Raw genomic sequence first — 12,309 nt, forward strand, 5'->3', positions numbered from 1 at the left:
CGCGGGTGACTAGGCTCGACCGGGTGGAGCAGACTCGAACGCTGACCCCGCGTACCGCCGTCATCTGGTCGGTGCTCCGGGCCGAGCTGGAGCGCCGTGCCGGCGAGCGGCTCACCGTGCTCGACGTCGGCGGCGGGACCGGCGGATTCGCCGTCCCGCTCGCCGAGGCCGGCCACTGGGTCACCGTGGTCGACGCCAGCCCCGACGCGCTCGCCGCGCTGACCCGCCGGGCCGCCGAGGCCGGGGTCGCCGACCGGGTACGCGCGCTGCAGGGCGACGGCGACGCGCTCGCCGGGCTGATCGAGCCGGCCAGCGTGGACCTGGTGCTCTGCCACTCCGTCCTGGAGGTGGTGGACGAGCCGGCGTCGGTGGTGTCGGCCCTGGTCGGCGCGCTGCGCCGGAGCGGCGCGGCCAGCGTGCTGGTGGCCGGCCGGGCGGCCGCCGTGCTCGGCCGGGCGATGAACGGCCACCTCGACGTGGCCGCCGCGCTCGCCGCCGACGCGCACGGCAACGCCGGGCCGCGGGACACCCTCCGCCGCCGGTACGACGTCGACGGCGCCGCCGCGCTGCTGACCACCGCCGGGCTCACCGTCGAGGAGATCCACGGGGTACGCGTCCTCGCCGATCTGCTTCCCGCCGCGGTGGCGGACGGCCAGCCGGCCGCCCTGGTCGAGCTGGAACGGGCCCTGGCGGCCCGATCGCCGTACCGGGACCTCGCCGCCCAGCTGCACCTCTTCGCCCGCCGCCCGGCATGACCGGCCTGTCGCCCGCCGGCACCGGGCGACCCGGTCCGCTCGACCCGGTCGCGCCGCGCTACGGCGGCGGCAGCCTCGCCGACGTGCTGCCCAGCGCCCTGGCGGTGCTCGGCGTCCCTGGTGCGGTCGACCTGCTCGGCCTGGGTCCCCGGCTGGCCGGGGTACGGCGGGTCGCCGTGCTGCTGGTGGACGGGCTCGGCTGGTACCAGATCCCGACCGCCGCCCCGTACGCGCCGACTCTGGCCGGCCTGGTCGCCACCGTCGGCACCCCGCTCACCTCCGGTTTTCCCTCCACCACCCCGACCAGCCTGGTCAGCTTGGGCACCGGCGCCGCCTCCGGCGCGCACGGCGTGCTCGGCTTCAAGGTGCGGGTCCCCGGCACCGACCGGGTGCTCAGCCACATCGAGTGGGCCGGCGATCCGGACCCGCTGGCCTGGCAGCCGGTGCCCACCCAGTACGAGCGGGCCCGCGCCGCCGGTGTCGCGGTCACCGTGGTCAGCCGCCCCGAGTACGGCGGAAGCGGCCTCACCCTCGCCGCGAACCGGGGCGGCGACTACCGGGGCGCCTCCGACGTGGACGGGTTGGCCCGGCAGATGCTCACGGCCCTCGCGGCCGGCGCGGGCCCGACCCTGGTCTCCGGCTACCACCCCGACCTGGACCGGCACGGCCACCTCACCGGGGTCGACTCGGCGCCCTGGCGGCTCGCCGCCGTCGGCGTGGACCGGCTGCTCGTCCGGCTGGTCGACGGGCTGCCGTCGGACGCCGCGCTGCTGGTCACGGCCGACCACGGCCAGCTCAACGTGCCGCCGGACCGGCGGGTCGACTTCGACACCGACCCTCGGCTGCGGGAGGGGGTGCGGGTGCTCGCCGGTGAGCCCCGGGTCCGCTACCTGCACGTCGAGCCCGGCGCGGTCGCCGACGTGCTGGCCGCCTGGTCGGCGGTGCTGGGTGACGCCGCCCGGGTGACGACCCGCGAGGAGGCGGTGGCCACCGGCTGGTTCGGGCCGGTGTCCGAGCAGCACCTGTGCCGGATCGGTGACGTGGTGGTGGTCTGCCGCGACACGTACGCCGTGGTCGCCACCCGGTCGGAGAAGCCGATGGAGTCGCGCCTGGTGGCGTACCACGGCGCGGACACCGCGGCCGAGATGACCATCCCGCTGCTGGTCGTCCGGGGCTGACCGGCCGGATCGCCGGATGGCGGGCCGCTCGGTTGTCGGACCCGGCGGTTAGCCTGCTGGGATGGGCCGCAGCCAGTCGTTGCCCCGGGGCGATGATCCGCGCTTCGGGCCGGACGCCGACGACACCGGCTGCCCGATCCTGCACGTCGACATGGACGCGTTCTTCGCCTCGGTCGAGGTGCGCCGCCGTCCGGAGCTGCGCGGCCGGCCCGTCGTGGTCGGCGGGATCGGGCCGCGCGGTGTGGTCAGCTCCGCCAGCTACGAGGCCCGCCGGTACGGCGTCCGCAGCGCGATGCCCACTGCTCGGGCCCGGGCGCTCTGCCCGCACGCCGTCTACCTGCCGCCCGACTTCCCGCAGTACACGGCGGCCTCCCGGGCGGTGATGCGGATCTTCCGGGACGTCACCCCGTTGGTCGAGCCGCTCTCCCTGGACGAGGCCTTCCTCGACGTGGCGGGCGCCCGCCGGCTGTTCGGTTCCCCGGCCGAGATCGCCCGGCTGATCCGCCGTCGGGTCGCCGAGGAGCAGCGGCTGAGCTGCTCGGTCGGGGTGGCGCCGAGCAAGTTCGTGGCCAAGCTCGGCTCCACCCGGGCCAAGCCCGACGGCCTGCTGGTGGTGCCGGCGCCCCGGGTGCTCGACTTCCTGCATCCGCTGCCGGTGTCGGCGCTGTGGGGAGTGGGGGAGCGGTCCGCGGAGGCGCTGCGCCGGCTCGGCCTGGCCACCGTCGGCGACCTGGCCGAGGCGCCCCTCGGGCTGCTCCGCCGGGCGGTCGGCGAGGCCGCCGCGACGCACCTGCACGAGCTTTCCTGGGGGCGGGATCCGCGCGGGGTCAGCCCGGAGCACGTGGAGAAGTCGATCGGCGCCGAGGTGACCTTCGATACCGACGTCGTCGATCCGCTGGAGATCCGTCGGTCCCTGCTCGCGCTGGCCGACAAGGTCGGCGCCCGGCTGCGCGCCGCCGGGCAGGTGGGGCGGACGGTGTCGCTCAAGGTCCGGCTGGCCGACTTCCGCACGGTCAACCGGTCCCGCACCCTGGTCGTGCCGACGGACACCGCCCGGGAGATGTTCGACACCGCCTGGGCGCTCTGGACCGCCCTCGACCCCGGGGAGCCGATCCGCCTGGTCGGCGTACGGGTGGAGGGGTTGGCCGCGGCCGGAGAGACGCCGCGCCAGCTCATCCTGGGTGCGCCGGAGCGCGGCTGGCGGGAGGCGGAGGCGGCGGCCGACGCCGCGGCTGCCCGATTCGGGCGGTCCGTCATAGGTCCGGCCAGTCTTCTCGGCAGGCGTCATCGGGGTCGAGACGAAAATCCGACCCGACCATAGGTCGTCCCGCTTTCCGACGCGCGAGCCCCCTCGTAGACTTGCGGGTAAGCAGCCGGTTGGCTGCCACGGTCTGTCGGCCCGAGCGGGCCGACCAATGTGACCGGGGAGGAGTGCCGTGCCGCTCTCGGAGCACGAGCAGCGGCTGTTCGAGCAGATCGAGCGGTCGCTTGCCGAGGACCCCAAATTCGCCTCGGCCGTTCGCGCCAGCGACCCGCGTTTCCACGCGCGGCGTCGCGTGCTCGTCGCTGCCGGCGTGGTCATTGCTGGTCTGGCCCTGTTGATCTACGGTGCCGTGATCAAGACGCCCCTGCTGGCCGTGGCGGGCTTCGTCGTGATGCTGGCCTCGCTGGGCTACGCGGTGCAGTCGCACCGCCGGTCCCAGTCGCCTGACCTGCACGTGGTGGGCGGCACGACGAGTCGCCGTCGTCCCCGTGGTGGTCGTACCGGCGGCCGGCGGGGCTCGTTCCTCGACCGGATGGAGGACCGCTGGCGGCAGCGCCCGGAGGGGCACCGCTGACCACGCCGCGCCCCTGAGGGGGCCAGCGACGACAGCTCGTCGAAGGTCCGGCGAGCGTCGTCGCATCGTCATGCCCTGCCGCCCTCGTCCGGCAACCCCGCACTGATCCATTCCAGGTCGCCGATGGGGCGGGTGCGGGGACGTGGGAATGTCGCCACGCCGGGTCCCGTCCGCCGGCGGGGGAGCGCCGACGGACGGAACGGATCAGCGGGCCAGGCGGCCGGCCAGCAGGCGACGCGGACTCCATCGCACCATGCGCTGCCGCACCTGGCCGCCCGCCGCCACCAGCCGGGTGGAGGCGTCCGAGATGGCGCGCCGCCAGCGCAGCAGGACCGACGGCGGCAGCATGGCCGCCAGCAGGCGGGTACGCCGGTCCGCCCGGGCGGCGAGCGCCCCGCGTACGGTGCGCAGCGCCGGGTGCAGCGGCTCGCCGGTCAGCGGATCGCGCGCGTACCGGGCCCGCTCCTCGGCGCGGCCGAGCAGCCGGGCCGCCCCGGCCGCCGAGGCGTCCTCGGTGAGCCTGTCCCGGACCAGCCGGTCGGCGGTCGCCCGGGGCGTCTCCGTCCGGTCGACCGGCACCCGGAAGTCCACCAGCGTGTCCAGCAGCTCGTCCCAGGCGGCGTGCGCGTCCGCGCGGGCCGCGTCCGCGTCCACACCCACCAGCACCTCACGCGTCCCGCCGGGGGTGCCGGGGGCGGCGTCCAGCACGGTGGCCGCCGGCCGGTGCGCCCAGGCCCGCCGGCGCCGGCGCAACGCCCTGCGCAGCAGCGCCGGCGCGGCGAGCAGGGCCAGCAGGGCGAGCGCGCCGGCCGTCCACCACGGCCAGACCGGGGCCTGCCGGGCCGGGCCGCCACCGTCCACGGCCAGGCCCGCGTCGGTCTCCTTGTCGGCCCGGTCCGGTCCGTCCGGGCCGGCCGAGGCGTCCACGCCGCCCGGGGCGGCGGTGCTGCCCGCCGACGGGGCGGCCTCCTCCGGGGAGTCGGTGTCCGGGGCCCAGGCCGACCGGATCGAACCCTGCACGCTCGCCGCCGGGGTGGCGTCGAACGGGACCCAGCCGATCCCGCCGAAGAAGACCTCCGTCCAGGCGTGCAGGTTCCGGTTGGTCAGCACGTACGTGCCGCCGCTGGAGTTGCTGCCGTTGGTGAAGCCGAACGCCACCCGGGCCGGGATGCCGGCCCGGCGCACCAGCCACGCCATCGCGGCGGCGTACTGCTGGCAGAAGCCGACCTTCGTGGCGAGGAAGTCGGTGATGTCGTCGCCGCTGGTGCCGCCCTTGGTGGACAGCGAGTAGGTGAAGCCGTTCTCGACCGAGAAGTAGTCGTAGATGGCCCGCACCTTGTCGTAGTCGTTCTGCTTGCCCTTGACGAGCTGGTCGACCAGCTTGTCCACCTCGCGCACCACCGGAGCCACGGTCTGCTGGCGCAGCACCGGGTCGTCGGCGGAGAGCGACGGCGCCGCGCGCAGCGCCGCCGAGCTGAATGTCGAGCGGACGTAGTCGAACGAGTAGCGCTTGCCCCGCGAGTTGTCCCGGTTGGAGAAGAGGATCTGCAGGTTCGGGTCGTAGAGCCAGCTGCCGCTGAGATCCGCGGTTTTCACCGGCTCGGCGTACACCGGCAGCAGGGGCATGTCGAGGTTCTTCACCTCGACGGTGGCCCGGTAGCGCTGCTGCTCGACGCCCCGGCCGGCCCGCTCCGTCGGATCGGGCAGGTTCCGGTTGGCCGGCCGGCCGCTTGGCACCCGTACCCGGAAGCCGTCCGGGCGCAGCTCGTCGGCCACTCCGAAGCGCAGGTAGAACGGGGCCGGCTCGGTGGTGGTGACCTTGACCAGGTCAGCCACCTCGGACTGGTTGAGCTGGCCGCTCAGCGCGGCGAAGAGGTCGATCCGGCCCGGGCTGCCACCCTGACCCGGCCGCCCGGTGCCGTTACCCGGCCCGGAGCCGACCGCGTCCATCAGGCCGCCGGTCATCCCCGGCACGGCCAGCGGCAGCGCCACGGCCAGCGCGACGCCCACCACGGCCAGCCGGCGGCCGGCGGCGGCCAGCGGCGACGCCTCCCACACGTCCACGTCCCGGCCCTCGCCGGTGAACCGGCGGCCGAACCGGCGTACCCGGTCGACGTTGTCGGTGACCAGCAGCCAGAGGTACCCGCAGGCGCCCACCACGAACGGGGTCGCGGGGACGCTGTCCACGTAGACCGCCACCGGCACCGAGTAGATCGCCAGCATCGGCAGGCCGGCCAGCGCCGGCCGACGCAGCCCCACGGTCAGCACGTCGACCACGATCGCGACCCCGCCGACGCCGAGCACCGTGAGGAACAGCAGCGAGTCGACGTCCGGCACCTCCACGCCGTACGTCCGCATGTCCTGCACCGACGCGCCGAGCAGCTCGCCGAAGTGGGCGAAGGTGCCCGGGGTGGGCAGGAACGCGAGCAGCTCGGTGCCGCCCGGGAAGACCCAGGTGAGGCCGAGCAGCAGGCCGGCGAGCATGGCCAGCACCTGGCCCCACAGCGGGGCCCGGGCCAGCCGGCTCAGCGCGGCCGCCCCGGCCACCACCGCCACCACGATGGCCGCCTCGATCAGCCACGTCCAGCGCTGGAAGATGGCCGACAGCGGCGCCGCGGCCAGCAGGGTCGCCAAGGCGGCGACGAAGCCGAGGTTCCGGGTCGGGGTCACGAGGTCGTCCTTCCGGTCATCGCACGCCCCCGGCCACCGTCTCGGCGAGCGCCGCGCGCAGCGCGAAGCCCTGCGAGCCGCGGGCCGCCTGCGGCCACAGCACCGGCAGGCGGCTGCCGTGGTCCACGCCGATCACCCGCCAGCCGCTCTGCAGTAGGGCGAGCGCCGCGGCGCCGTGCGCGTGCTCCGCCTCGGCCCGGGCCTTCGGCGGGAGGTTGAGCCAGGTGGTGCTGTCCAGCACGAGGCCGACGCAGGTGGCGCCGCTGCTCCGCAGCCCGCCGAGCAGCTCCGCCTCGGCCGTGGTCAGCGAGCCGAACAGGCCGATGATCAGCCCGCCGTCGGCCCGCTGCCGGACCCGCTGCACCAGCGTGGCGATCTCCACCTGCCGGTCCAGCCGGACCTCGGCGAGGTGGTCGAGGAGCAGCCCCTCGCCGGCCCCCTCGGTCGCGTCCACGTCGGCGCCGGAGCCGGCGACCAGGCGCAGCTTGTATCCGGCCTGGCGCAGGTGCACCGCGATGCTGGCCGCGGCGGAGACCGTCCACTCGAAGCTCGCCGTCGGGCCGTCGCCCCGGTGGCCGTAGGCGCGGGTGTCCAGCACCACCGTGGCCCGGCTCTCCCAGGGCTGCTCCTCGCGGCGCACCATCAGCTCGCCGGTGCGGGCGGTCGACTTCCAGTGCACCCGGCGCAGGTCGTCGCCCATCCGGTACTCCCGGGTGGCCGCGTCGTCCTCGCCGTGCACCGCGACCGAGCGGGCCCGGCTGTCGCCGCTGCCGGCGAACTCGCCGGGGAGGCGGACCGAGGGGAGCGGGGTGACCTGCGGGATGACGGTGAGGTGGTCGGTGCTGGGGAAGGCCCGGGTGAGCTCGCACAGCCCGAACGGGTCGGTGAGCCGGACCACCAGCGGGCCCACCTCGTACCGGCCCCGCACGTCAGCGCGGACCGTGTACGCCACCGAGCTGGCCTGGTGCGCGCCGAGCCGTTCCAGCACCACCCGGGGCCGGCTGCCCAGGGCGTACGGCAACCGGTCCTCCAGCAGCAGGGTGCCGGTGCGCAGCCGGGACAGGTTCTGCAGCCGCAGCACCACCCGGGAGCTGGCCCCGACCGGCACCCGGTGCGGCTCCAGGGACCGGTTGCAGGCGAGCTTGTAGCGGCTGCGCCCGACGTACGCCGCCGCGAGCAGCGGCAGGACGGCGAGCAGGATGGCCACCCGCAGCAGGTCCTTCTCGCCGAGGATGCCGGCGGAGACCGCGGCGGCCAGCGCGGCCGCCAGGAACGAGCGGCCCCGGGTGGTCAGTCCGCGCAGGCCGTCGCGCACCTCACGGCCTCCGGGGTTCGAACGGACCGCGGCCGTTGCCGGGGGCGGGCCGGGTGTCGTACGGGGAGCGCTTGCGGTCGTGCGGCAACGGCAGCCGGTGCACCAGCTCGGCGACGATCGCGTCGGTGGTGCGGCGGGCCAGCTGCGCGTCGGCGGTCGGGATGATCCGGTGCGCCAGCACCGGCACGGCGAGCGCCTGGAGGTCGTCGGGGAGGACGTAGTCGCGCCCCTCCAGGGCGGCCACCGCGCGGGCGGTGCGCAGCAGCTGCAGGGTGGCCCGGGGGGAGGCGCCGAGGCGCAGGTCCGGGGCCTCCCGGGTGGCGGTCACCAGGTCGATCGCGTACTGCTTGACCGCGTCGGCGACGTGCACCTGCCGGACGGTGGCGATGAGCTGGCGGACGATCGCCGCGTCGGAGACCGGGCGCAGCTCGTTCAGCGGGTCGGTGCCGCCGTGGCCGTCCAGCATGGCCAGCTCGGCGCCGACGTCCGGGTAGCCCATCGCGATCCGGGCGGTGAACCGGTCGCGCTGCGCCTCCGGCAGCGGGTACGTCCCCTCCATCTCGATCGGGTTCTGCGTCGCGATCACCATGAACGGGGTCTGCAACTGGTAGGTGACCCCGTCGACGGTGACCTGCCGCTCCTCCATGCACTCCAGCAGGGCGGACTGGGTCTTCGGCGAGGCCCGGTTGATCTCGTCGCCGACCACCAGGTTGGCGAAGACCGCGCCGGGCCGGAACTCGAAGTCGTGCGTCTCCTGGTTGTAGACGCTGACCCCGGTGACGTCGCTGGGCAGCAGGTCGGGGGTGAACTGGATGCGGCGCACGGAGCAGTCGATCGAGCGGGCGAGGGCCTTGGCCAGCTTGGTCTTGCCGACGCCGGGGACGTCCTCGATGAGCAGATGGCCCTCGGCGAGCAGCACGGCCAGGGCGAGCCGGACGGTGGCCGTCTTGCCCTCGATGACCTGCTCGATGTTGGCCACGATGGCCTCGCTGGCGGCGCGGAACTCGTCGTGCGGCAGCAGACCGCCCAGCTCGTCCCAGGTCTGTTGTGTCACGGGCCTCCTCCTCGTCGCCGGACGGCAGCTCTGTATAGAGCACCTGGACCCGCCGTTGGGTTCGCGACGTGCGAGCCTCGTCTGCCGCAAAAATCTCACTGGCCTCTCAGGCTAACCATGTTTACCGCTGTCGCCGACCCCCGCAGCCAGTCGGTCGGTTACGCCCGGAATATTCGTCAGGTCGGGGGAACGGGCGGTCACGGGGCGTCCTCGCCGGGCCCGTCCGGGGGGCCGGTCCGGGCCGCCGCGCGTCCCGACCAGCGGTAGCGGTCGGCGTGGACGGCCGCCGGGCGGGTACACTCCCGGTCATGGCCGGAGTCTTCCTGCTCCTTACCGAGCCGTGCTGATGCGCTGACGCGCGACAGCACGGCCGCCCCTCCTGCGCGAGGGGCTTTTTTGTGCCCGCAGCAGACCTCCCCATATCCGACATACAGCGCCGAGGAGACGCCATGAGTGAGGCAGCCGCACCGGCCACCGACATTCCCCCGTTCCGGTACACCGCCGCCCTGGCCGACGAGATCGAGCACCGCTGGCAGGACACCTGGGCGCGGGAGGGCACCTTCCACGCCCCGAACCCGACCGGGCCGTTGGCCGACCCCGACCACCCGCGGGCGGGCGCGGAGAAGCTGTACGTGCTGGACATGTTCCCGTACCCGTCCGGCGCCGGCCTGCACGTCGGCCACCCGCTGGGCTACATCGGCACCGACTGCTTCGCCCGCTACCAGCGGATGGCCGGGCGGAACGTGCTGCACGCGATGGGCTTCGACGCGTTCGGCCTGCCCGCCGAGCAGTACGCGGTGCAGACCGGCACCCACCCGCGCACCACCACGGTGGCGAACATCGAGCGGTACAAGGAGCAGCTGCGCCGGCTGGGGCTGGCCCACGACGAGCGCCGCACGGTGGCCACTATCGACACCGACTTCTACCGCTGGACCCAGTGGATCTTCCTGCAGATCTTCAACTCCTGGTACGACGCGGACGCGCGCAGGGCCCGCCCGGTCGCCGAGCTGATCGCCGAGTTCGAGGGCGGCACCCGCCCGACCCCGGACGGCCGCCCCTGGGCCGAGCTGACCGTGGCCGAGCGGCGGGCGATCGTCGACGACCACCGGCTGGCGTACGTCTCCGAGGCGCCGGTGAACTGGTGCCCGGGGCTGGGCACCGTGCTGGCCAACGAGGAGGTCACCGCCGACGGCCGCTCCGAGCGGGGCAACTTCCCGGTCTTCAAGCGCAACCTGAAGCAGTGGATGATGCGGATCACCGCGTACGGCGACCGGCTGCTGGACGACCTGGACACCCTGGACTGGCCGGAGCCGATCAAGCTGCAGCAGCGCAACTGGATCGGCCGGTCTCAGGGCGCGCACATCGACTTCCCCACCACCCTGGAGCCGATCCGGGTGTTCACGACCCGGCCGGACACCGTCTTCGGCGCCACCTACATGGTGCTGGCGCCCGAGCACGAGCTGGTCGACCTGCTGGTCCCGGCGACCTGGCCGGAGGGGACGAAGGACGCCTGGACCGGTGGGCACGCCAGCCCGCGCGCGGCCGTCGAGGCGTACCGGAAGGCCGCCGCGGCCAAGACGGACGTGGAACGGCAGGCCGACACCAGGGAGAAGACCGGCGTCTTCGTCGGCGCGTACGCCACCAACCCGGTCACCGGCCGCCCGATCCCGATCTTCATCGCCGACTACGTGCTGGCCGGCTACGGCACCGGCGCGATCATGGCGGTGCCGGCGCAGGACGAGCGGGACTGGGCCTTCGCCGAGGTCTTCGACCTGCCGATCGTGCGTACCGTGCAGCCCTCCGAGGGCTTCGACGGCAAGGCGTACACCGGGGACGGGCCGGCGATCAACAGCGCCGCGCCCGACCGCGGCCTGGACCTGAACGGTCTGGGGGTCGCCGACGCCAAGGCGGCGATCATCGCCTGGCTGGAGGCGAACGGGCACGGCGCCGGCGCGGTGACCTACCGGCTGCGCGACTGGCTGTTCTCCCGGCAGCGTTACTGGGGCGAGCCGTTCCCGATCGTGTACGACTCCACCGGCGCCGCCATCGCGCTGCCCGAGTCGATGCTGCCGGTCGAGCTGCCCGAGGTGGACGACTTCTCGCCGAAGACGTTCGACCCGGAGGACGCCGCCAGCAACCCGGAGACCCCGCTGTCCCGGCGACGCGACTGGGTGGAGGTGGAGCTGGACCTGGGTGACGGGCCGAAGCGCTACACCCGGGAGACCAACGTGATGCCGCAGTGGGCCGGCTCCTGCTGGTACGAGCTGCGCTACCTGGACCCGACCAACTCGGCGCGGTTCGTCGACCCGGCGAACGAGGCGTACTGGATGGGGCCGCGCGGCGCGGGTGACTGCGGCGGCACCGATCTGTACGTCGGCGGCGCCGAGCACGCCGTGCTGCACCTGCTGTACGCCCGGTTCTGGCACAAGGTGCTGTTCGACCTGGGGCACGTCTCCTCGTTCGAGCCGTTCCGCAAGCTGTTCAACCAGGGCATGATCCAGGCGTACGCGTTCCGGGACGCCCGCGAGGCCGTGGTGCCGGCGGAGGAGGTCGTCGAGGTCGACGGCCGCTTCTTCCACGGCGAGACCGAGGTGCGCCGCGAGTACGGCAAGATGGGCAAGTCGCTGAAGAACGTGGTCACCCCGGACGAGATGTGCGCGGCGTACGGCGCGGACACCTTCCGGGTGTACGAGATGTCGATGGGCCCGCTGGAGGTGTCCCGCCCCTGGGACACCCGCGCGGTCGTCGGGTCGTACCGGTTCCTGCAGCGGGTCTGGCGGGCGATCGTCGACGAGCAGACCGGTGACCCGCGGGTCACCGACGTGCCGGCCGACGAGGCCACCCGGCGGCTGCTGCACCAGGTGATCGACGGGGTCCGGGGAGACATGGAGGGGGTCCGGTTCAACACCGCGATCGCCAAGCTGATCGAGCTGACCAACGCGCTGACCCGGCTGTCCGCCACGCCGCGGGAGGTGGCCGAGCCGCTGGTGCTGATGGTGGCGCCGTTCGCCCCGCACATCGCCGAGGAGCTGTGGCGGCGGCTGGGCCACGACGGCTCGCTGGCGTACGCGGACTTCCCGACCGCCGACCCGGCGCTGCTGGTTGCCGAGACGGTGACCTACCCGGTGCAGATCAACGGCAAGGTCCGCGGTCGGGTCGAGGTCCCCGCCGACGCGCCGGAGGAGACGGTGCGCGCGGCGGCGCTGGTGGCGGTGGCGTCCGCGCTGGCCGGCAAGGAGCCCCGCAAGGTCATCGTGGTGAAGGGTCGGATGGTCTCGGTCGTCGCCTGACAGTGCCGCCGACCCGGAGGCGCGCCCCCTCGGGGCGCGCCTCCGGCGCTACCGCACCCCGCCGCCGACGTCTACTTTTGCCGGAAGTGGGTGTGGTCGCGAGCGATATGACTCTGCGGCATATTTATGACTCTCAGGCATAACGCTCGCGGGGGCAGCCGCGTGCCGAGGAGCGGCCGGTGCCGACGTGACCGGCTGCCGGGACATCG

The 12,309-nt window shown here is 74.3% G+C and carries 8 protein-coding genes; 5 read left to right on the forward strand and 3 right to left on the reverse strand.

Features of this window, described 5'->3' with window-relative positions; all coding sequences use genetic code 11:
• The first annotated feature begins 5 nt into the window (after window positions 1-5).
• The 4 genes from OG799_RS02355 to OG799_RS02370 all read left to right on the forward strand — a co-directional run bounded on the left by OG799_RS02355 (window position 6) and on the right by OG799_RS02370 (window position 3,771).
• Window positions 6-755, forward strand: a complete 750-nt coding sequence (locus OG799_RS02355; RefSeq protein ID WP_406042615.1) for a methyltransferase domain-containing protein — start codon at window positions 6-8, stop codon at window positions 753-755.
• Window positions 752-1,933, forward strand: coding sequence for an alkaline phosphatase family protein (locus OG799_RS02360; protein ID WP_406042617.1), 1,182 nt, complete (start codon window positions 752-754; stop codon window positions 1,931-1,933). The genes OG799_RS02355 and OG799_RS02360 overlap by 4 nt, the downstream gene beginning before the upstream one ends.
• Before the next feature lie 61 nt (window positions 1,934-1,994).
• A complete protein-coding gene (locus tag OG799_RS02365; protein ID WP_406042619.1) occupies window positions 1,995-3,254 on the forward strand; it encodes a DNA polymerase IV in 1,260 nt (419 codons plus the stop codon).
• A gap of 115 nt (window positions 3,255-3,369) precedes the next feature.
• Window positions 3,370-3,771: a DUF3040 domain-containing protein gene (locus OG799_RS02370; RefSeq protein WP_406042621.1), complete on the forward strand. Its 402-nt coding sequence runs from the start codon at window positions 3,370-3,372 to the stop codon at window positions 3,769-3,771.
• Between the two features lie 204 nt (window positions 3,772-3,975).
• On the opposite strand, the gene OG799_RS02375 is transcribed toward OG799_RS02370, so the two are convergent.
• From OG799_RS02375 to OG799_RS02385, 3 genes are read right to left on the reverse strand one after another with little or no spacing between them, the layout of a single operon-like run.
• A complete protein-coding gene (locus tag OG799_RS02375; protein ID WP_406042623.1) occupies window positions 3,976-6,441 on the reverse strand; it encodes a DUF3488 and DUF4129 domain-containing transglutaminase family protein in 2,466 nt (821 codons plus the stop codon).
• Window positions 6,442-6,457: 16 nt separating this feature from the next.
• Window positions 6,458-7,756 (reverse strand): DUF58 domain-containing protein, encoded by a 1,299-nt coding sequence (locus OG799_RS02380; RefSeq protein ID WP_406042625.1) that lies wholly within the window; start codon window positions 7,754-7,756, stop codon window positions 6,458-6,460.
• Between the two features lies 1 nt (window position 7,757).
• Complete coding sequence (locus OG799_RS02385; RefSeq protein WP_406042627.1) at window positions 7,758-8,810, reverse strand: AAA family ATPase; 1,053 nt, start codon at window positions 8,808-8,810, stop codon at window positions 7,758-7,760.
• Between the two features lie 449 nt (window positions 8,811-9,259).
• Between OG799_RS02385 and leuS the strand changes: the two genes are divergently transcribed.
• Window positions 9,260-12,100 (forward strand): leucine--tRNA ligase, encoded by a 2,841-nt coding sequence (gene leuS, locus OG799_RS02390; RefSeq protein ID WP_406042629.1) that lies wholly within the window; start codon window positions 9,260-9,262, stop codon window positions 12,098-12,100.
• Window positions 12,101-12,309: the final 209 nt, after the last annotated feature.

Origin of the sequence: Micromonospora sp. NBC_00898, assembly GCF_045207895.1 — a bacterium.
In the GTDB taxonomy this organism is placed as follows: Bacteria; Actinomycetota; Actinomycetes; order Mycobacteriales; family Micromonosporaceae; genus Micromonospora.